General features: G+C 69.4%; 16 protein-coding genes and 1 pseudogene. 7 read left to right on the top strand and 10 right to left on the bottom strand.

The genetic code is table 11. The features are described from left to right. Positions 1-446: 446 nt before the first annotated feature. Both O7632_RS00890 and O7632_RS00885 read left to right on the top strand, forming a co-directional pair. Entirely contained in the window at positions 447-2054 is a 1608-nt protein-coding gene (locus O7632_RS00890) for a radical SAM protein (RefSeq protein ID WP_278110582.1), read from the top strand. Positions 2055-2089: 35 nt separating this feature from the next. Further along, on the top strand, positions 2090-3094 hold the full coding sequence (locus O7632_RS00885; protein WP_278110579.1) for a DMT family transporter: 1005 nt from the start codon (positions 2090-2092) through the stop codon (positions 3092-3094). A 46-nt stretch (positions 3095-3140) separates the two neighbouring features. Here O7632_RS00885 and O7632_RS00880 read toward each other — a convergent pair whose 3' ends face one another. After that, the gene (locus O7632_RS00880) at positions 3141-3590 is read right to left on the bottom strand and encodes a hypothetical protein (protein WP_278110577.1); all 450 of its coding nucleotides are present in this window, start codon (positions 3588-3590) and stop codon (positions 3141-3143) included. A gap of 37 nt (positions 3591-3627) precedes the next feature. Continuing rightward, positions 3628-3969: a hypothetical protein gene (locus O7632_RS00875; RefSeq protein ID WP_278110575.1), complete on the bottom strand. Its 342-nt coding sequence runs from the start codon at positions 3967-3969 to the stop codon at positions 3628-3630. Between the two features lie 438 nt (positions 3970-4407). Here O7632_RS00875 and O7632_RS00870 point away from each other — a divergent pair, with 438 nt between their 5' ends. After that, on the top strand, positions 4408-5637 hold the full coding sequence (locus O7632_RS00870; protein ID WP_278110574.1) for an RCC1 domain-containing protein: 1230 nt from the start codon (positions 4408-4410) through the stop codon (positions 5635-5637). Positions 5638-6154: 517 nt separating this feature from the next. On the opposite strand, the gene O7632_RS00865 is transcribed toward O7632_RS00870, so the two are convergent. The 7 genes from O7632_RS00865 to O7632_RS00835 form a co-directional block, all read right to left on the bottom strand. Further along, positions 6155-6604, bottom strand: coding sequence for an acyl-CoA thioesterase (locus tag O7632_RS00865; protein WP_278110572.1), 450 nt, complete (start codon positions 6602-6604; stop codon positions 6155-6157). Positions 6605-6616: 12 nt separating this feature from the next. Then, a complete protein-coding gene (locus O7632_RS00860; protein WP_278110571.1) occupies positions 6617-6991 on the bottom strand; it encodes an SgcJ/EcaC family oxidoreductase in 375 nt (124 codons plus the stop codon). A gap of 74 nt (positions 6992-7065) precedes the next feature. Then, the gene (locus tag O7632_RS00855) at positions 7066-8562 is read right to left on the bottom strand and encodes an FAD-binding protein (protein WP_278110569.1); all 1497 of its coding nucleotides are present in this window, start codon (positions 8560-8562) and stop codon (positions 7066-7068) included. Positions 8563-8829: 267 nt separating this feature from the next. Continuing rightward, positions 8830-10041 carry an acyltransferase domain-containing protein gene (locus O7632_RS00850; protein ID WP_278110567.1) on the bottom strand — a complete coding sequence of 404 codons (1212 nt, stop codon included), beginning with the start codon at positions 10039-10041 and terminating at the stop codon, positions 8830-8832. A 30-nt stretch (positions 10042-10071) separates the two neighbouring features. Next, the gene (locus O7632_RS00845; protein ID WP_278110566.1) at positions 10072-10839 is read right to left on the bottom strand and encodes a 3-oxoacyl-ACP reductase family protein; all 768 of its coding nucleotides are present in this window, start codon (positions 10837-10839) and stop codon (positions 10072-10074) included. After that, complete coding sequence (locus O7632_RS00840; RefSeq protein ID WP_278110564.1) at positions 10836-11855, bottom strand: beta-ketoacyl-ACP synthase 3; 1020 nt, start codon at positions 11853-11855, stop codon at positions 10836-10838. The genes O7632_RS00845 and O7632_RS00840 overlap by 4 nt, the downstream gene beginning before the upstream one ends. Further along, entirely contained in the window at positions 11852-12127 is a 276-nt protein-coding gene (locus tag O7632_RS00835) for an acyl carrier protein (RefSeq protein ID WP_278110562.1), read from the bottom strand. Before O7632_RS00835 ends, O7632_RS00840 begins: the two co-directional genes overlap by 4 nt. Positions 12128-12375: 248 nt before the next feature. Here O7632_RS00835 and O7632_RS00830 point away from each other — a divergent pair, with 248 nt between their 5' ends. The 4 genes and pseudogenes from O7632_RS00830 to O7632_RS32170 form a co-directional block, all read left to right on the top strand. Beyond that, positions 12376-14376 carry an AAA family ATPase gene (locus O7632_RS00830; RefSeq protein WP_278110560.1) on the top strand — a complete coding sequence of 667 codons (2001 nt, stop codon included), beginning with the start codon at positions 12376-12378 and terminating at the stop codon, positions 14374-14376. Positions 14377-14463: 87 nt separating this feature from the next. Continuing rightward, positions 14464-16536: an ISAzo13 family transposase gene (locus tag O7632_RS00825; protein ID WP_278119747.1), complete on the top strand. Its 2073-nt coding sequence runs from the start codon at positions 14464-14466 to the stop codon at positions 16534-16536. Between the two features lie 5 nt (positions 16537-16541). Further along, on the top strand, positions 16542-16883 hold the full coding sequence (locus O7632_RS00820) for a hypothetical protein (protein ID WP_278110557.1): 342 nt from the start codon (positions 16542-16544) through the stop codon (positions 16881-16883). Between the two features lie 310 nt (positions 16884-17193). Continuing rightward, positions 17194-19974: pseudogene (locus tag O7632_RS32170) on the top strand (BTAD domain-containing putative transcriptional regulator); the annotation flags it as partial. 145 nt (positions 19975-20119) lie between these two features. Here O7632_RS32170 and O7632_RS00810 read toward each other — a convergent pair. Then, positions 20120-20836 carry a hypothetical protein gene (locus tag O7632_RS00810; RefSeq protein ID WP_278110555.1) on the bottom strand — a complete coding sequence of 239 codons (717 nt, stop codon included), beginning with the start codon at positions 20834-20836 and terminating at the stop codon, positions 20120-20122. Positions 20837-20955: the final 119 nt, after the last annotated feature.

Below are 20955 nucleotides of genomic sequence, written 5' to 3'. Positions count from 1 at the left end.
GAAACAGCCTCTTCATCGACAATTTACAATGACCGATCAACGTAATTAGGTATGACCTCGGACGTTTTAGGCTGAGGGCGGCCGTTGGGTAGATCGACGCACGGCAACCGGCGATCTCGTGGATCGGAACACGTCAGCGCGGCCGTCCATGCCGGCGATTGTCCTACTCGTGCGGGTTAGGGGCGTTACTCTTGTCCGGCCTGCCATGCGGATACGTCCGCTGGCGGTCCGGCCATTTCGATGATCAACACTGTCGGTCACGGACAGTGCAAACTCGAGGATCGGTTCGACCAGACCTGGACCGCGCGCCACCATCTATATAGAATCCTGCCCATGTCGGCGGTCGACAGTGGTGTGCCGGCATACCCGGAACGCCGCCTCGCCGACCGAGCCGGGGACTGTGGCCCGGCGCTGAGCTACGGGGGGTATCGGTGAAGATCGCTCTGGTGAACCCGCAAACCGACAACGACGACATGCGGGAAATGTACGTCTATCACGAGAACCTGGCTCTCGGCCTCGCCGCCGCGCTCCTCCGGCACAACGGACACGACGTCTCCATCATCGATCTCCGGGCGGACCGCAAGAACGAGCGGGAGGCGAGCCGAGAGATCACCGAATCCGAATTCGGGCTGATCGGTGTCAGTGTCAACTACGCCACCCTGCCGTCCGCGTTGAAACTCGCACAGCTCGTCAAGATGTCCGGTCCGGCCACCATCGTCTTCGGTGGCGAACACGCCACCTATCTCGACGAGAAGTTGCTCGGTGAATACCGGTGCGTCGACTTCGTCATCCGGGGAGAAGGGGAGGACGGGCTGGTCGACCTGGCGGGGGCCATCGAGAGCGGCGACGATCCGTACGCGCTGCGGGGCGTTTCCTACTTCGCCGAGGACCAGCAGCGGGTCGTGCGCAACCCCAACCGTACCCCGATGCCGTCGCTGGACGTGCTGCCGTTCGCGGCGCGGGACGTGGCCCAGCGGTGCAGGGATCGCGGGGTCCCGATCGAGATCGGCATCCTCGGCCAGCGGGGATGCCCGTTTCCCTGCTCCTTCTGCAACGCCAACCGGTTCCTCGGCAACGACACCATGAGCCTTCGATACCGTTCACCCAAGAACCTGGTGGACGAGATGGAGTCGCTTCTACCGTTCTTCGCGGAGCGCAACCTCCTGCTCCGGTTCTACGACGCCACGTTCGTGACTCGGTCGCTCAACAGTCGCAGCTGGATCCTCGGACTCTGCGCCGAGCTGGAGGAGCGTCAGTTGCGCATACCGTTCGACGTCTTCGTACGGGCGGACAGCTTCGACTTCGACAACCCGGGTGACCTCGCCCTGATCCGTCGATTGCGCGGCGTCGGGATGGTCAGCACCTACCTCGGTCTGGAGGCGGGCGACGACGAGACGCTGGACATCTACAACAAGAAGGTCCACACCAACGCCTCGCTCAGGGCGTTCACCGAGCTACGCAAGCTGGGCGTGTGGGGCTCCACCAACGGCGTGATCACCTTTCATCAGCAGGTTACTCTGCCGCAGATCCGCAACACACTCAGGTTTCTCCGGCAGGTCGGACTCTGCACGGTGTGGAACCTGACTTCCAGGGTGGAGACGCTGCCCGGAATCCGGCTCGGTGATGAAATGTCGGTGAAGCCGCGCCGGTCGGTCTGGGACGTCGCCAACTACGACCTCGACGACCCGGCCGCCACCACACTGCTGCGGATCCTCACCGATCTCAACACCAACTACCTGCTGCCCAGATTCGAGGACCACCTCACCCGTCGACTGCGTGACCTGGTACGGATCAAGTGCTTCTATGACGGACCAGCGGCGTGGGCCACGACCGAAGCACAACTGGAAGCCGGAATCAGCAGGATTCAACAACAGACGTACGCCTTCATGGACGGACTTCTCACCCGACTCGACGCGGATCCACGATGGGCCGGGCCGGCACACGGTGAACTGCTATCGTTCGTCGACGGCCAGATGCGCGCGCTGGGTGCCCTGCAAGCGACGTTCCTCACGACGCTGGCGCCCAACGGCACGCTCGAGCCGGTGCTGGCCTGAGCGCCGATGGCGGCGAAGCGTCGTAGGAGAAGCGGTTGCGGAGTCTGACCTATGCCGCGCTGGTGGCGGCGGCGTTCTTCTGGGGTGGTTCGGCGATCGCCGGCAAGTTGCTGCTGGACTCGCTGCTGCCCGCGTCGGTGACCTTCAGCCGGTTCGCCGTCGCCGCCGTCGCGCTGCTCGCCGTCTGCCTGGCGATGCGGCTGCGGCTGCGTGTCACCCTCCGTGAACACGGTCAGTTCGCGATCCTCGGCGTGGTGGGGGTGACCCTCTGCTATTACTTCTACTTCGAAGGGCTCGCCCGCAGTACCGCGATCAACGCGGCGCTGGCCGAGGCCACGATCCCGCTGGTCACCCTCGGCCTGAGCGTGCTGGCCAGGCGGGAACGGTCCAACCGGTGGCAGACCGCCGGATTCGTCGTCTCCTACCTGGGGGTCGTGCTCATCATCACGCGGATGGACTGGCGGGTGGTCGCGGAGTCCCGCTACAACGTCGGTGACCTGCTACTGATCGCCAGTACGCTCTGCTTCGGCCTGTACAACTTCCTGCTGCGCTGGTTCGCGCCCCGGGCCACGTCCATGGTGCAGACCTACTACATCTTCGCGTACGGCAGTCTGGCTCTCCTGCCCTGGCTGTTGCTCTCCGACGGGGCTGTCCGGGATCTCGGCCGGCTGCCCGGCCTGCCGGCCGATCTGCTGTTCGCGGCCGTTTTCATGTGTGTGGGCTCGTCGGTGCTCGCCTACGTCTTCTTCAACCACGGCATCGAGCAGATCGGGGCGTCCAAGGCGTCCAGCTTCATCAACCTGGTCCCGGTGATCACCATCGTCGCCGCCATCGCACTGCTGCGGGAGACTCCGAGCGCCGCGCAGATCGTCGGCGGGCTGGTCGTCCTGGTCGGTGTCTACCTCGCTAATCGGGCGAAGCAGACCGACCCGCCGATCGAGGCCGTGCCGGCGGCCGAACCGGTACCGTCGGTCGAACCCGTGCCGCCGGCCGCCGAGGCGGCGATCGCTGCCCCGGCGGACGCCCGTGAGAGCCGATAGCGCTCAGGCCGGCAACCAACTTCGGTCCAGTCGCGACGCGCGCGGTTCAGTCGCGGTGCGGCATGGGGACGCCGGCCACCACAATGCCGTACAGGAGATGGTCGGCGATCAGGGACAGTTGCTCGTGCACGTCGGTGAACCGCCGCTCGATCCGCAGCGCCGGAGCGACACCGAGGTGGAAGGCGGCCAGCAGGACCAGCCCGTACGCCGGACCGACCCACAGCCGATGACGCAGGTGGGCCGGGAGTGCTCCGAAGACGATCCCGGCACCGAGGCCGTAACTCCAGTGCGCGGCCGCCAGCAGAGCCGGGTGCCGACTCGGGTGCAGCCGATCGAGCAGCTGTGGTGCGAGCTTCTCCATCACCGACTTCGGCGGGGAGTTCTCCAGCATGTCGAGCGACGTGGTGGCCTGCCGCAGCCCGGACATGGCCATCGCCGCGACGACGCCCCGGGTACCGGTGCGGGCCATGGTGCTCCAGTTGGGTGCCAGTCTCACAGCAGCTCCTCGTCGGCCGGCGGGATGCCGCGGTCGACTACCCCGTCGACCTTCGGGGAAACCCGCAGGCGGTGACCTTCGACAGGTGCCGAAGGTCACCGCCCGCAAGCCGGATCGATCCGCACAGCGCGAAGTCGGTGCTGCCGTTCGTGGTGAAGTCCCACGCGTACGTGATGGCGTCCCCGTCCGGATCAATGGTTCCGGCCGAGCTGAACTGTACGGTCAGCGGCGCGTTGCCGGTGGTCGGATCGGCGGTCGCGGCCGCGATCGGCGCCCGGCCGCCGCCGGCGTCGTACTCGATCCGGTACACCGCCGAGCTGGCGTCACCGCTACCCCAGCCGGTGCCGTAGTCGAGCACGTGGAGGGCGCCGGCTGGCACGCGCGAGCCACGCGCGGGCTCGCCAGGCGACCCTGCTCAGACCCTGCTCACACCTTCGTCCGCGCGAAGACGGTGCCGGCTCCAGGTCCCCGCGTCGTCATCGAAGGCCGTCGTTGCGAGCTTACAGTAGCCACAAATTGAAGTAACTAATCTATAACGGTCTCGAAGCGAGCGTAACCGACCACCGCTGCCCGACCCGGGACGATCGCCGGTCGGTGGCAGTGGTCCGGGTCGTCTTGGCTTTTGTGGTGTTACCGCACGGTCTCGCCCGTGACGCTGGTGGTGTACCGCAAGCGGTAACGGCGGGTCCGGCAGGTCATCGCTAAGGTTGATACGCATCAATGTAGAGTTTCGTCTATGTAATGGTGGGTCACTGGTGACCTGCCGGGGCAGCACTGCGTCCACGACGCGCAACGACGATCTTTGGGAGATCAGGACATGAACGAACATCAGGAGGGCTGGCTGCGGACGCGATGGCGGCGGGTGGCCCGTACCGCCGTGGCAGCGGTGGCCTCCGCCGGGATCGCCGTACTGGCGATCGGGTTCACCGCAGGCGCGGCGTCGGCGGGCGTCGGCCCCGCCGACCGGAGCACGGACGCCTCGATCACCGCCGCGTCGGGGTCTCAGGTCGCCGCCGGCGACCTGCACACCTGTGTGATCCGTACAAATGGAACGCTGTGGTGCTGGGGCAACAACTTCTACGGCCAGCTCGGCGACGGGACCAACACCAACCGGACCAGTCCGGTGCAGGCCGGTACCGTGACCACCTGGGCGAGCGTCGACGCCGGAGGCGGGCACGCTTGCGCGGTACGTACCGACGGAACACTGTGGTGCTGGGGCAACAACGCCAAGGGGCAGCTCGGCGACGGCACGACCACCAAGCGGAACACCCCCGTGCAGGTCGGCACCGGCACCACCTGGGTGACCGTCAGCGCCGGCAACAGTCACACCTGCGCCGTTCAGACCACCGGCACCCTGTGGTGCTGGGGCACGAACCGCCACGCTCAGCTCGGTGTCGGCCTGTCTCCCTCCAAGGCGACCACCCCGGTACAAGTCGGTACGGCGACCACGTGGGCGAGCGTCACGACCGGTTACGCCCACACCTGTGCCGTGCAGACCGACGGCACCCTGTGGTGTTGGGGCAGTAGTTCGGACGGGCAGCTCGGCCTTGGGATTCTGAGCTATCGGGCGACACCGACACAGGTCGGTACCACCGCCACGTGGGCCGGCGCGACGGCCGGCTACGTACACACCTGCGCGGTGCGTGTCGACGGCACGCTGTGGTGCTGGGGCGAGAACGGCTACGGCCAGTTGGGCGAGGGCTCCAGCTCCCAGACCACCCCGCTGCGGGTCGGGACCGGCACCACCTGGGCGAATGTCGAGGCGAGCGTCGACTCGTCGTGCGCGGCGCGTACCGATGGCAGCCTGTGGTGCTGGGGCCGGAACGCGTCGGGACAGCTGGGGGACGGCACCACCACCCACCGGTCGAGCCCGACCCAGGTCGGCACCGCCATCGCCTGGACGGGCGGCCTTGGCGTGACCTATCACGCCTGCGCGACGCGCACCGACGGCACGCTGTGGTGCTGGGGTGACAACACGCACGGGCAGCTCGGCGACGGCACCACCACCCATCGGCTGACTCCCGCGCAGGTAGCCCTGCCGGGCTGACCCGCCGACGCCACCGGCTCAGCGCACCGGGGTCGGGAGGAGGCTGGTCGTGCCACTGTCGCGACCGGCCTCCTCGAGTCGGCCTCGGGCCGTCCGCCGCCGGGGCGGCCGGCCTGGCAGGGACGGCGGTGCTGCTGTTGGTGCAAGGCCCCCGGAGCGGTTGGGTGTCGCGGACCGGCCCGCGTCCATCTCCGTGACTCGGACCCGCCGTACTTCCTGGAGCCCGGGTACGGGCCGCCGCAGCTGGTCTCGGTGGAAAGCTTCGGACCGGGCTGCCCGCACGCGGATGTCGAGACGACCTCCCGGATCGACAACATCCGTGGCTGGATCCGGCAGGCCATGCGGCGCTGAGCGCCCTCGTGGCAGCGGCCACCGCCCGCGGTCTCCGTTCCCCGGTCGGGAACAACTGGAGGACCGCTCAGCGGTGGCCGCCTCGCGCCGAGTCCGGTGACGTGGGGACCACACCGGACCAGTACGCCGTTGTCGGTGCCGTCGCACCGGGAACCTGACGGCGTCGTCAGGCCCCGGCCATGCTCGGCGCCGCGTGGAGACCGAGTACGTCAGGCTTCGTGGCCAGCTCACGCATGGTGGCGCGTGGATCCCGCAGCAGCTGGCGAGTGGTCAGGTCGAGCAGCCCGATCACGGCTTCGATCCGGGCCACCGAGGTCCCGTCCGGCCGCTCGAAGCGCTGCATGAGTTCGACGAGCTTGCCTTGCCCGCCGCTGACGACACAGCCCACGTCGACCTCGTCCCCGGACTGCAGCTCGCGCTGGAACCGGACGGTCGCCTTGAGCAGTACGGGGCCGATGCCGGCCTCACCCAGGACGTCCTGGGTGAGGCCGGCGGCGTGGAAGAACCGCCAGCGGGCGTGCTCCGCGTACTGCATGTACACGGCCTGGTTGAGATGGCCCTGTCGATCGAGCTCGTAGCCGCGGGTCTGGATGCGGACGCTGAACGGGGTTCGCATGCCAGGCCGCCCTCAGACCCCGACCGGATCGTCGAAGAGGATCCGCCACGTGCCGTCGGGCTGCTGGCGGGACACGACCGTACCCTTGCCACGGAGGTCGATCAGTTCTCCGGCCTCGTCCTTGCCCATGAGGTGCCAGTCGGCGTGGGTCATGGCGATGTCGCCGGCCCGCATCACGCTGGTCATCGTGATCTCCGCCGCCGTGATGGCGGCGAACATCGGTTTGAGGGCTTCGGTCACGGCCTCGAGCCCCACCTCTTGGGCGCCGTCCGGCGGCGTGACGAGGATGCCGTCCGGCTCGTAGATGTCGAGCATGGCCTGCATGTCGTTGTTGTTGAAGGCCGCTGCGATGAGGCCGGGGATGTCTTCCGGGCGGTGTGCCGGCATGGCATGGTCTCCTTGCTGGGCTTGAGGGGTCGGGTGGGCCGTCGACCGGTGGGTGGAGAAGGCCGTCGGCCGGGTCAGGCGAAGATGCCCTGACCCGGGGTGAGGATCCCGGCCGGGTCGTACTGGCGTTTGAGGGCGACGAGCTGGTTCCACCGCGACCCGTAGTGGGCCTGCCAGTCGGACTGGGTCATCGAGGGCACCGAGCCCACCAGGTAGCGCTTGGCCCCGAGGTCGACGGCCCGGTCGTAGAAGCGACGGTTCTGCGACAGCAGGCCCGCCACGTCCGGGTGATTCGGCGCCGGGATCCGGATGAGGCTGACCTCGAAGAATTCCTCCGACTGGTGGTAGGGAAGGATGAAATTGGGCCGGGTCAGGGGCCGGGCGCTCATCGGTGAGATCCGGACCGGTCCGGGACCCATCTGGGTGGCCGTCAGTTCGCCGAGGACGGTGTCGAGATAGGCAGGGGTGTTCTCCACGCCGACGAACATCATGAGCCACGGCTTCTTGCTGCCCCAGAACCCGGCCGCCTTGAGCGCCGCCCAGTTCGGGTCGAAGCGCAGCAGCCAGTCGCGGTACGGCATGTCGGCAGTCGGGCCGGCGGTCGCCTCGGGTGAGAGCACGGCCTGCAGCGCGGCGACGTCGGGCTGGTCGGGTTCCGAGAAGAACATGCCGAGCGCCAACCGGTAGGTCCAGCCGCCGCCATCGGCCCGAGGCTCCGCGTAACCGTTCTGGTCGCTGACCACGCCGGCCCGCATGACGGCCAACGAGTCCCGGAGGAAGGCGGCCCGGTCGGTGTAGGTGAACTCGAGCGAGCGGACGGTCGTCTTCGCCGGGATCAGCTTGACACCGACCCGCACGATGATGCCGTACTGCCCGCCGCCGACGAGGACCGCTTCGAACAGGTCACGGTTGTGGTAGCGGGAGCACTTGACCAGCCGGCCGGTGCCGGTGACCACCAGAAGCCACTCCACGTTGTCGGCCTGGGAGCCGTAACGCTGGCTGGTGCCGCCGAGGCCGCCGACGCTCAGCGTGCCGCCGATCGACAGGTGGGCGAAGTCGTTGTAGACGGGCAGCGACTGGCCGGACTCCAACGCCCGCAGCGCCAGCGTCGACCAGGTGACGCCGGCATCGACGTCGGCGATGCCCCGCGAGATCCAGTGGATCGAGCCGAGGGGTTTCGGGTCGATGGCGATGCCACCCTCGACCAGCGCCTGACCGTAGTGAGAGTGCGACTCGCGGTCGTCGTTGCCGGTCCCGCTCTGCCCGTTGACCGCGACGGGAATCCGGTTGATGCGGGCGTAGCGGACGGTTTTCTGGATGTCGTACACCGAGCCGGGGGTGAGGACAGCCTGCGGCTGTCGGGTGAAGAGGTGGCCGAAGTCCTCGCTGAACGCCGACGTGTCGGCGGGGAGAACGAGCGTGCCGTCGAGGGCGGGAACATGCTTGATGCGAGCTGTCGGATCAGGGGCGGTGGCCCACGCCCGGGTGGTGGGGTTCCATCCGAGGACCGCCGCGCCCACGCCGACAGCAAGACCGGAGAGGACCTTCCGGCGGGTGAGGTCGCTATTCATACCTCGTTGGTACGCCTGGAATCGCAAGGAGAACGCAAGCTCGTTCGCCGCGGACGGTATCTTGCCTGGTCCCAGCGGTGCCGGCGCGGTCGACTCGGGGGGCGATCCGGTGGGGTCGGCGGCCGGCGCGGTTGACTCGGGGGGCGATCCGGTGGGGTCGGCGGCCGGCGCCGTGAAGTCGGGCCGGCGCGGCGGAGCGGGGGCCGGCGAGCACACAGTGCGTCCCAGCGGGTGCGAGAACGGCAGGATCGCACGGGCCCGGACGACTCACCAACGGCCGTCAAGAGCGAGCTGGTGGCCCTCACACCAGAGGGCCGCTGCGGTCTCGAGAACGGCGCGACGGTCCGACCGGCCGCCGGGCAGCATGGACAGTACCGCGCTGCCACCGGCGCGTACCGCGTGCTGCCGGGAGGCGAACGCGGACAGGGTCCGGCCCGGTCCGCACTCGACGAGCAGGCGGTCCCCGCCGCCGAGCAGCGCCGTCAACGCGGACCCGAAGTGGACGGTGTCGACGACCTGCCGGGCCCAGAACCGCGCGGAGCCTGCCTGCTCGGGCGTCAGAAGCTGCCCGGTGTAGCCGGATCGGACGGGAAACCGGGCCGGGCCGGGCACGGCGACGAAGGCCAGCTCGGCGGCTGCGACAGCCGGTTCCATCGCCGGGCTGTGAAACGGGGTGGTGCCCGGAATAGCCCGGACGGACACCCCGTCGGCTGCGAGCCGGGCCGCCACTGCGGCCAGTTCGGCGCCCGGCCCGGCCAGCGTCGTCCGACGGTCGGCATTCACCGCCGCCACCGCGACCTGTCCAGACAGGTACGGGCCCAGCCGGTCGACGGACGCGGCCACGGCGAGCATCCCGCCGGGCGGAATCGCCGTGGCCGCGCCGACCCGTCCACGTACCAGTGCCACGGCCTCCGCGACGGTGAACACCCCGGCCAGCGTGGCCGCCACGACCTCACCGGCGCTGTGTCCCAGCGCCTCGGTCGGCGTGACGCCCCAGCTCATCAGGAGCCGGCCCAGCCCGTAGCCGACGGCGAACAGCAGCGGCTGGGCACGACGTACGTCGTCGATCGGAATCCCGGCACCCGCACCGGTGCCGAGCCAGTCGGCGCGGATCGCCTCGCCCTCGGCCCGCCATGCCAGGAGGACGTCGTCGACGGCCGCCCGGAACACGGGTTCGTCGCGGTACAGGCCGGTCGCCATCGCGTGGTGCTGGGACCCGTGTCCCGGCAGCAGCAGGGCGACCGGCCGGGGGCCACCGGCCGGAACCCGCCGTACCGGGGCGGCCGCGAGGTGGTCGAGGGCTTGGGCCCCCGTCGTGACCACTGCCCCGCGTACCGCCCCCGGGCCCGGACCGGGCAGCGGAGCCCCGGCCCGCAGCGCCTCGGCGACCCTGGCCCGGGCGACGCGTTCACCGGCCGGATCTGCCCCCGCCCAGCACAGCAGCAGCGCTGTACCGTGCGCCACGTCGGTGGCCGTCACATCGCTGTCCTCCACAGTGGTTGAAATGTCTCAGGTGAGCGAGATCCCACCGTCGACACTGAGCACCTGTCCGGTCAGGTAACCGTTGTCGAGGAAGACGCCGATGGCCGGAGCGACCTCCTCGGGGGTGGTCAGCCGGGGGACCGGCAGGTTGGCGGCGAGGTTCTGCCGAAATTTCTCGGTGGCGCTCGCCGTCATCCGGGTCTCCATGAACCCCGGCGATATGGCGTTGACCGTCACCCCGCGCCGGCCGCACTCGGTGGCCAGCGTGCGGGTCAGCGCGATCACCCCGGACTTGGAAGCGGCGTAGGCGGTCTGGCCGGGTGTGGCGACCAGGGCCGACGGCGAGACCACGTTGATGATCCGCCCCCACCGTCGTTTGATCATGGACGGCAGTGCGGCGCGACACATGTGGAAGGTGCCCATCAGATTCGTCTGGATGACCTCGCCCCATACCTCGGGCGACTGGCTCATCAGCAGCGAGTCCTTGCGGACGGCGGCGTTGTTGACCAGGATGTCGACCTCGCCGAGACTCTCGACGACCTGATGGTGGAGGGCGTTGACCGAGTCCCAGTCGCTGACGTCGGCTTGGACGACGACGGAGTCGTTCCCGAGGCGCTCGCTGACCTCGCGGGCACCGTCGGCGGCACGGTTGTAGTGCAGCGCGACGCGGCAGCCGAGCCGGTCGAGCTCGACCGCCACGGCGGCACCGAAGCCGCCGGACGCACCGGTGACCAGAGCGACCGGCTTCTCCGGGCGCTGCGCCGACAGCGGGCGGGCACCTGCGGGGGCGGTCACGACCGCCACCCCGTCGGCTCGCCCGCGCCCCATTCGATCAGGGCGGTGACCCACACCATGCCGGCACCGAACGCCGCGAACATCACACGGTCGCCCCGCTGGATGCGCCCGGCGTCGAGCGCCTCGGCCAGGGCGATCGGCATCGACGCCGCCCCGGTGTTGCCGTAGTGCTCGATGTTGGTGATCAGTCGGTCCCGAGGCACCCCACTGCGCTCGACGATCGAGTCGATGATGCGCAGGTTCGCCTGGTGCGGCAGCAGGTGGTCGATGTCGTCGGGGCCGAGGTTCGCCGACTCGAGCGTGCGACGTAGCGAGCCCACGGTGAACCGGACGGCGTGCAGGTAGATCTCGTTGCCCTTGATCTGGGCGTAGTGCAGCTTCTCACGAAGCGTCGCCTCGCTCGCCGGCTGCCGGCTGCCGCCGGCCGGGATCTTGAGGCTCTCGACCTTGGTCCCGTCGCAACCCATGTCCCAGGTTCGTAGCCAGCTGCGGTCGTGGGGTGCCAGGACGACCGCCCCGGCTCCGTCACCGATCAGCACGCCCAGGTCCCGGTCCTCGGGGTTGACGACGAGCGAGTGCGTGTCGCTGCCGATCAGCAGGACCGGCCGTGGGTCGATCGCCATGAGCCCGGCCGCGACCACGAACCCGTAGGCGAAGCTGGCGCATTCGGCGTTCACGTCGTGGGCGCCGCCGGACGTGCCCAGTTCCCGCTGTACGAACGCGGACGTCGCCGGCGACAACTGCTCGGGCGTACCCGAGGCGAGGATGAGGTGCGAGATTTCATCGGGTCGCACCCCGGCGTTGTCCAGCGCCCGCCGACCGGCCTCGACGGCCAGCGAGGCGGTGGTCTCGCCCGGTCCGACGATTCGCCGTTCCCTGATGCCGGTACGATGCACGATCCAGTCGTCGTCCACACCGAACCGTTCAGCGAGCTCCGCATTGGTCAATCTGCCCTCGGGTAGGTAGCTACCCCACCCGATGACGCCGACGCCCGACATCGGCAGCTGCGCGGTCACGCGTCGCCGGTCGCGGAGGCGACCGGGACGGCACCGCGGGCGGTCAGCAACTGCTGGTGAATTCCCCGGAAGGTGACGGTGTCGTCGATGCTTTCGACGATCGACTCGTCCACTCCCATGTCCGGGTACCGCTCCTGCATGTCGTAGACCCATTCCATGAGGTCGAGCGAGTCGACGCCGGACGAGGTCAGCGGCGTGTCCGGATCGAAGTCCTCGATCCGGCTCACCGCCATCAACCGGTCGACGGACACCTCGAGCGTAGGAAGCTGCATGGCGCACTCCTGGTCATCGTGATCGATCTGACGGATGGAACGTACGAGCGCCGGTGCAAGCGATTCGCAAGCCTCAGACCTCGTCCCGCCCGTACACGTCGATCCGCCGCTGGCCGGCGCGGCGCTCTGCGACGGCCGTGGTCGACGGACCGGCGGTACCACCGCGACGCCGGTACCCCGCTGGTACCGCCGCGCCGGACCCTGTCGACACCAGACAAGCAACTTCCGACTGCGGGGGCGGCCCACTCATGGACACTGCGATCGAACTGCTGGGACCGATGGCCGTGCGGTGCGCGGGCACCGTGCACCACCTTCAGAGCGCACAGACCAGAGTGGCGTTCGCGCGTCTCGTCCTGGCTGGTCCCGAGGGGGTGACGCGGCACGAGCTGGCTGACGTGATCTGGCCAGGCGAGCTTCCGCCCACCTGGGCGTCGGCCCTGCGTACCTTGGTGAGCCGGCTGCGGGCGTTCGTCGGACCGCTGCAGGCCGAGGAGACGAACCCCCTGGTCAAACGAGGTGGGCGGTACGTGCTCGCACTGGGCAAAGGAGTGCTGGTCGACGTGCGGTACGCGACCCGTTCGGTGGCAGCGGCCCAGCAGGCGCTCAACGCCGGCGACCTGGCCGGGGCCGATCGGCTCGCCACGGAGGCGGCGGATCGGCTGCGTTTCCCGTTTCTGTCCGAGCACGAGGGCGACTGGGTCGGCGAACAGCGCGAGCGGTTGACCGAGTGCCTGGTCACGGCCCTCGAGATCGCCAGCCGGGCGGCGACGGGCACGGGGGACCACAACCGGGCGGCTCTCCTCGCCGAGGAGGCGACGACCCGGGCACCAGAGCGGGAGAGTGCGCACCGTTGCCTCATGGCGGTACGCGAGGCCATGGGAAACCGGGGCGAGGCCCTGCGGGCGTACCAGCGACTGCGCCGGTACCTCGCCGAGGAATTGGGCGTCGATCCGTCGCCGGAGACCGAGGCCGCCTATCTGGCGTTGCTCGGCCCTTCGTCGGCACCGACCGCGCCGGGTACCAGGACCACCGCCGAGCACCGTCCGGTTCCGTTCGTCGGGCGCCATCACGAGATGGCGATGCTGACCGGGGCCTGGGCCCGGGCCAGCCGAGGAAGTCGGCAGTTCGTCCTGGTCACGGGCGAGTCCGGCATCGGCAAGACACGTCTGCTGCGCGAGGCCGGGGAGGCGATGGCCACCGAGGGCGGGCTGCTGCTGGTGGGCCGATGCGACGAGGGCGCGATGATCCCGTACCAGCCTTTCGTGGAGGCGCTGGACGGCTACGTCGCGGCCTCGCCCGACGACCCACTCGAAGCGGTTTCCCCGGCCGTACGGGGTCCGTTGCGGCTGCTGCTCCCCTCACTCGGCGGGCCCTGTCCGCCCGGTGAACTGCCGGAACAGTCGATCCTGTTCGCCGCGTTGACCCAGTTGCTGCTGGTGGCGGCCAGCGAGCGGCCCTGCGCGTTGCTCATCGACGACGTCCATTGGGCCGATCCGCAGACGGCGGCGCTGCTGCGACATGTGCTGCGTACCACCGCGGATGCCCGGCTGTGCGTTGTCGCCGCAGCCCGCAACGACCTGCCGACCTCCGACCGACGACGGGTGCGGGCCAGCCTGGACGAGGCGATGCTTCCGTTCGAGCACGTCGGCGAAGGGACCGAGATAGCCCTCGGCGGCCTCGACTTCGCTTCCACCCGGGCACTCACGCAGAAGCTGGACACCGGATCGATCGTCGCCGACGGTGCGACCACCAGGGAGAGCGTCGACACGGCCGGCACCGACGCGGACCCGATCCGCCGGGCGCATGCCCGCAGCGGCGGGAACCCGTTCATGCTGGTCGAGATGTTGCGGCACAAGGCCGGCTCGGACTCGGTACCACCGGCGGTCGCGCGGCTGGTGGCCGCCAAGCAGGCCGCCATCGGACAGAACGCCACCCGGCTGCTCCAGGTCGCGGCGGTCACCGGGCCGTCCTTCGCCTTCGACGCGGTCGCTGGCGCGGCCGGCTTGGACGTGCTGTCGGCCCTGGACGCGCTCGAGGCACTGCTGGAGGTCGGGATCCTCACCGAGGTGACCGCCGCAGGCGCCCGACACCCGTACCGGCCGGCGATCTACGAATTTCGGCACACCGTCGTCCGGCAGGCGGTCGACGAACAGGTCAGCGACGCCCGACGTCGTCACGTCACCTCCTGGCAACAGGCGGAGCCTGGGGCAACGAGTCAGCACCACCACGAGCTCGGAGCCGTGAAGTAACCGCACTTGCTACATGGTCTCGGGGTTGTGGGTGGGATGGGATTGTCGAAGATTGTCAACGATCAGCTTGCGACGCGCTTCGCCCAGCTGTTACCGCACCTGAACGAGCGGCAACAACGGCTGGCGCTGGCGACCGAGGCCCGGTTGCTGGGGCACGGCGGGATCCGGACGGTCGCGCGAGCGGCCGGCGTGAGCGAATCGACCGTACGCAAAGGGGTGTCCGAACTCGAAGGTGGTGCCGACGCGCTGCCGGCGGGGCGGATCCGCCGGTCCGGCGCGGGCCGTATGCGGGCCGAAACCGCCGATCCGGAGCTGGTACCCGCGCTGATGGCACTCGTCGAGCCGGACGAACACGGCGATCCGACGTCGCCGCTGCGCTGGACGACGAAGTCGTTGCGGTGTTTGGCCGGAGAGCTGACTCGGCAGGGCCATCGGGTGACGGCGCCGACCGTGGGGCGGCTGCTGCGGGAGAACGGTTTCACGTCACGAGGGGCCGCCAAGACGCTGGAGGGCCAGCGGCACCCCGACCGGGACGTCCAGTTCCATTACATCAACGAGCTGGTCAAACAGCATCTCTTGGCCGGCGAGCCGGTGATCAGCGTGGACACGAGGAAGAAGGAACAACTCGGCCGTCGGCCGGCGGAGGCCGATCAAGAAGGACCTCGGCCGCCGGACGGACCCGACCGGCGACCGCTCGAACAGCCGGTCCGCGTCGAGGGTCGCGGCTTCGTCGGTCCAGGCGTCGACGCGTTCGGGGTTGCCGGGCCGACCGTCGACAAGGGATGGGTGAGCGTCGGCATCGACCATGAGACGACAGCGTTCGCGGTCGCCTCGATCGGGTGCTGGTGGCGCGAGCGGGGCGCGCTGGAGTATCCAGCTGCCAACCGTCTGTTGATCGCGGCGGACGCCGGAGCCGCCAACGGCTATCGCCACCGGTTGTGGAAGGCGGAGCTCGCGGCACGGGCCGCCGAGACCGGACTGACGATCATGGTGTGTCATTTTCCGGCTGGCACCTCGAAATGGAACACCATCGGGTACCAGCTGTTCTCCCATCTCTCCATGAGCTGGAGCGGGCGTTCCCTGACCAGCCACGAGGTGGTGGTGAATACGATCATGACGACCACGGGTACGGCCGCATCCGACTCGGGCGTTGGTGCAACTCGCATTGCCGACGGTCACGATCGGCGGCAGAACCTGTCGACGCCCGCGTCCGATGTGCACGGCCGGTGGAACTACCACATAGCTCCGACCGACGCTCCCGGTGCCGGGCCCGGCACCAGGCCCGGCACCGCCGATCGCGCCGATCGCGCTGCTGACCGTGCTGAGGCCCGAGCCCAGACCCTGGAACTGCTCGCGGATCCCCGGCTGACCGGGATGAGCGGCGAAGAACTGGATGCCCTGCGGGCGAGGCTGGCCGCGGCTCAGGCGGCCCGGACGGCCCATGCCGAACGACGCCGCGACCTATCGCGTGGCGGCGCGGGTGTGCCCACCACCAGCAGTCGTGGCCGACCGCTGCTCTCGCCGTCGGACCAGGTCTTGGTCACTGTCCTCTACTTGCGGCAGGTCTGCTCCCAGAAGGTGCTGTGTGACGTGCTCGAGATTAACCCGGTCACCATCGGAAAGGTGATCAAAGCGACCCGCCAGCTGCTGGCGGAGCAGAAGATCAGCATCATCCCGGCTGTCGCGCGCCACTTCACCCGTGCCGACGACCTACTAACCTGGGCGCGCGACACCGCTTCTGGTCGACGCCCTCCAGCGGGGGATCCCACCCGTGAGGCGCTGACCGACCCCGTACTGACCGGCATGAGCCGCGCGGCACTGCACACCCTCTTGGAAGAGCTGATGGTGCCGTACGCAGCTGTGGTCGAAGAGCGCCGGGACAGCCGACGCGGCGACCGGCGGCGGCCAGGGACCCGCGGTGGTGTCTTCCGGCAGAAGATCACCGACGGCGACCGGATCCTCGCGGCCATTCTCTACCAACGCGGTGTCTGCGGCATCGACGTCCTCGCTGAGCTGCTGAACGTCAGCCGCAGTACGCTGCGCGGTGCGATCAACGACGTACTGCCGATCCTCCGCGCCCACCCCCGGAGGATCGGCGTGGCCGAGCGGCGGCACCGCACTGCCGCTGGACTCCTCGCCGCTGTGGCCGAGCACGAGTAGCCGGGATGGCGCGGCATATCGACGATATGGCCATGACCAGGAGTATCAGGGTTCGTGCCGGACTTTTCATGATCTTGACCGATGACGCAGTCGACGAGCGCGACCAGATGGGTCGGGCGGAGATCCGCCTCTGCTACTTGGCCACGCCGTCCAGCAATTTGTCGGTGTTGGCAAAAATCGTCGGCTTGGGGTCGGCTGCCGGACGTGCTGGCCAGGCGGGCGCCGATCGTGCGCTGCCCGACGACGACGACGACGGCGGACGGCCGGCGGGACCGGGGTTGCCACCCCTCGGCGGTCTCCTCACCGTCCACCCGCGACACCGATCGGTTCTGTCCCCCATGTCCTGAGATATCCGGGCGGGATGCGGTCGCCTCTGGCCGCCCCGAGTCCGATCGACCGACGTCGGTGTCGAGGCACGGCTCTCTGGGGCTGCCGTCGTCAGCCCGCCGACCTGCTGCTCGGTGGTGGCATCGTCGTAATCAGGGCGTCTCTCCCGCGAGCGGTCGATCAGCCGTTAGCTGTACACACCCGGACACTCAGCGAAAACCAACATGTTGATTTCTAACGCTCCGATCGTGTTAGTCTAAAGTAGCTTCGACCGGTGTGATGGTGTTGCTACGGTTGCCGATTCAGCTGGCATAGAGGGGTCAGCCTCTTATGGCGCTAATGCCTTTCGTCCCGCGTCAGCGGCTCGTGGAGGAGATTGTCAACGCGAGACACTCGGTCCTCATAGAGGCAGGCGGGGGTTTCGGTAAAAGCGTCCTTGTCGGACAGGTCCGGTCCAGTGTCAGTAGTGGCATCGAGGTGTGCCTGCCACGCGACCACCCGGTCACGGTCGACGAGCTCACCTCGGCGATCCTTGACGCGGCCGACCAGCGGACCGGATGGCCACGGATGTCGGCCAACGGCGCCGCCGGACGGGTAGGCGAGCTGCTGGCCACATCGCCCAGGCCAGGTTTGCTGCTGATCGACAACGCCGAGGCCCTCACCGACGAGGCCGCGTCCTGGCTGGCCGGCCTGGCCCAGGACGGTGCGCAGCCGGTGCGCATCCTGGTCAGCAGCCGGCTGCTGCCGGCACCGCTGGCTGCCATGGAGTTTCGGGGCACCGCCGAGCGGTTCAACACCCAGGACCTGCGTCTCACCCCGGCCGAGGCGATGGCCCTCGCCCGGCTGGAGGTCGGCGACCAAGACGGCGAACGGCTCGCTACCACCCTGCACGACCTCTCTGGCGGATGGGCGGCGTTGCTGCTGGTGATGCTGCGGCGGCTCGCCCGGACGTCCGACCGCATGGCGGCCGCCACCGTGCTGCTCCGGCACACCAACCTGATCCGTCAGCTGATGGACCACTACGCCTGTGACCTTGACCCGGCCGACCGATATCTGCTGACCCAGGTGGCCGCGTTTCCGGTGGTCAACGACAGTCTCGTCGAAGGGTTGGGCCAGCCGGGGCTGCTGCGACGCCTCATCCGGGCGGGCATTCCGTTCGCCGTCGGCGCCGACGGCTGGTCGCGGCTGTGCAGCGAGTCGAAGGAAACGTTGTCCGCGCTCGCACCACTCGACCCGGCCATCGCCCAGCGGGCCGCCCCACTGCTGATGTCGCAGGGTGCCGAGCTGGCCGCGGCCAGTCTGCTGGTCGACAGCGGCGAGCCCGAACAGGCGGCCACCCTCATCGCGAAGCTGTCCACCGCACGGATCAACCAGCTCGACCCGGTCGAGTTCATCCAGCTGATGGCCCGCCTCGGGCCGGCGGCCGAAGCCGCCCCCCAGGTGCTGCTGCACCTGGCCCGGATCCACCGCAACGTCGGCCAGCTCGCCGAGGAACGAGAGGTCATCGGTCGGGCTCTGCGTGTGGTGCGCGAGCGCGACGACGACGACGACCTTGCCCTCGAAGTCGAAAGCGAATGGCTGATCCAGCGGGCACAGCTGCGCGACCTCGACGTGCTCGCCCAGGTCGAGCGGCTTCTCGCCAGTGCGCCCGAAGGCACCCGTGCCCAGGCCAGCCTGCTCGAGGCCCTGGGCATGGCGTTGTCCGACCGCTCCGACCGACCGAGCCTGCGCCGGGCCGAGAACGCCATGCGCCAGGCCGCCATCACGTGGGGCGAGCTGGGTGAACCCGGACGCGTCGCCGGGGTCCAGCGGAGCCTCGCCACCGAGGTCCTGTCCGCCCTGGGCAAGACCGGCGAAGGTGCCGTTCTGCTGCGCTGGCTCGGTGCCGCCAGCGACACCCAGTTCGACCGCATGTTGTGCCTGGTCATGGAGGCCCGGCTGCTGGCCCTGGGCGGTGAGGGCGAGCGGTCACTCGCCATCCTCGACGACGCCATGCGGCTCGCCGAGGTACTGCGGATCGACTGGGTGACCGGGCACGCCGCCTGGACCCGCCTGATCGTCGCGTCCAACGACCATGACATGTCCGGAGTGCTCGACCAACTGGCCCGCGCCGAGGCGCACCTAGGCCAGCTGATCCACGACGGCGGCGGTCTGCTGTTCCTGTGCGAGGCCGCCGACGCCTGCGCCGTGGTCGGGGCCGACGCGCCGTCGGCCCGGCTGCTTGCCGCCGCTCGAGAGCACCGCATCGAGGACCCGGTGACTCTCGCGCTGACCGAGGCATTCATCGGTGCCCGTCGGGGCGAGCCCGAGGCGGCGGACGTGCTGCAGCGCATGCTCAAAGACGGCGAGATCGCCCCTTCTCTGCAGTGGAAAGCCGAACTGCTGACCGGCTACGTCCGCCACGCCGCCGGCGAGGCGGACGCCGCCCACCAGTGCCTCCTGGCCGCCCTGGACCGTGCCGCCAGCCTCGGTCATCCCGACCTGCCCGACCGCCGCGAGCAGCGCGTGGTCGGCGTCCTGCGATCGGCCATCCGACTGCCCCCGGCCGTCGTGACCGCCGCCTCGCCCAACGGCGGCCACTACGCGGTACGGGTGCTGGGTGGGTTCGAGGTCCGTCAGGGCATCGGAGTCTGCCCCGGGACCGGCCGGGTCAGCCAACTGGTGAAGCATCTCGTGCTCGCGGGCGGGTCCGTTCGGGTCGAGACCGTGGTCGAGACGCTGTGGCCGGGTGAGATGCCCGGGGTCGGCCAGCGTCGGCTCAAGAACGTACTGACCCGGGCCCGCGCCACCTACGGCACGCTGATCAACCGTACGGGGCAGTTGCTGTCGCTGTCCTCGTGCAAGGTCGACCTGCACTCGTTCGAGGACCTGGCCCGGGCGGCCGCCGCCGCACAGCACAACGAGCGGGTCTCCCGGGCACGTGTCGCCCTCGCCGCCTACGGCGGGCCGCTGCTGCCCGACGACCTTTACGACGACGGCATCGCCCAGCGCCGCGAGGTCGTCCGTCGACGGGTGCTCGGACTGCTCGACATCGTGTTGACAGCCGCTCTCGACGCGGGCGACATGGACGAGGCGATGAGCCGACTCGAGTCGGCCATGGAACTCGACCCGTACGACCAGGAGCGCCCCTTGCGGGTCGCCCGTGTCCTCGTCGCGGGGCGGCGGTACCTCGAAGCCAACGACCTCGCCTCCCGGGTGATCGCGGCCGCCGACGAGCTCGGTGTGCCCTGCGCCGTGGAGTGGGACGACCTGTCCCTCAGCCCACTGGACGCGGCGCGGGCGACGCTGAACGCAGGTCGTCGAGCTTCTCGCACCATGACTCAAGGCGGTCGGCCCGCAGCAGGTGTGTCCCGACCAGCAGTCCGGCGAAGCCGGCATTGAGCAGTCCGGCTGCCACCTGCGGGTCGTCGATACCGCTGGCGCTGACCGGGCACGGCGACCCCGTGCGCCGCACCGCCGGCAGCAGTCGGAGACTGCGGTCGATGTCGGTATCCCCACGTTCCCGGATTCGGATGTCCCTGTTGTTGACGGCCACCACACACCCCTCACCCGCCGGAAGCGCCTCGACCTCGGCAGCGTTGGCGACCTCGATGAACGGGGTGAGGCCGAGCGCGAGAGCCCGCTCGGCCAACCGCGCCAGCGCGACTTTCGGTAGTAGCGTCGCCGTGAGAAGTACCGCGGACGCGCCGAGCTCGCTCGCCGTGCGGAGCTGGCCGGCGTTGGTGACGAAGTCCTTCTGCAGCACCGGCAGATCAGTGCGTCCGACGACCTCGGCCAGCAGGTCGGTGTCACCCCCGAACCAACGGCCGGTGACGACCGACAGGCAGGGAGCGCCTGCGGCCTCGTACCGGGCCACGATCTCAGCCGGTGACCGGCCACGGAACAGATCGTCGCCGTCGGCCGAACGAGGCTTCAACTCCATGATCACGGGACGTCGGGCGCCGATCAGGGCGTCAACGAACGGTGGTGCCATCAGGCGACCTCCTCTGGCTTGTGGACGAGCGATTCCGGATCGGTCGGTGCGCGGCTCGCCCGGCCACTCACCACCGCCCTCAAGCGGACATGGCGCCACGCCCCCCGGCGTCCGTACGA

The organism is Solwaraspora sp. WMMD406 (assembly GCF_029626025.1).
Taxonomy (GTDB): Bacteria; Actinomycetota; Actinomycetes; order Mycobacteriales; family Micromonosporaceae; genus Micromonospora_E.
Note: the sequence above shows the minus strand (reverse complement) of the source record. Positions and strands in the feature narration are given on the sequence as shown.

What these genes read in the sequence shown, in the direction of transcription:
- O7632_RS00820 (WP_278110557.1), top strand. Translation starts at nt 16,542, where the DNA reads ATGGCGCGGCATATCGACGATATGGCCATGACCAGGAGTATCAGGGTT.
- O7632_RS00810 (WP_278110555.1), bottom strand. Translation starts at nt 20,836, where the DNA reads ATGGCACCACCGTTCGTTGACGCCCTGATCGGCGCCCGACGTCCCGTG.
- O7632_RS00855 (WP_278110569.1), bottom strand. Translation starts at nt 8,562, where the DNA reads ATGAATAGCGACCTCACCCGCCGGAAGGTCCTCTCCGGTCTTGCTGTC.
- O7632_RS00860 (WP_278110571.1), bottom strand. Translation starts at nt 6,991, where the DNA reads ATGCCGGCACACCGCCCGGAAGACATCCCCGGCCTCATCGCAGCGGCC.
- O7632_RS00870 (WP_278110574.1), top strand. Translation starts at nt 4,408, where the DNA reads ATGAACGAACATCAGGAGGGCTGGCTGCGGACGCGATGGCGGCGGGTG.
- O7632_RS00835 (WP_278110562.1), bottom strand. Translation starts at nt 12,127, where the DNA reads ATGCAGCTTCCTACGCTCGAGGTGTCCGTCGACCGGTTGATGGCGGTG.
- O7632_RS00865 (WP_278110572.1), bottom strand. Translation starts at nt 6,604, where the DNA reads ATGCGAACCCCGTTCAGCGTCCGCATCCAGACCCGCGGCTACGAGCTC.
- O7632_RS00830 (WP_278110560.1), top strand. Translation starts at nt 12,376, where the DNA reads ATGGACACTGCGATCGAACTGCTGGGACCGATGGCCGTGCGGTGCGCG.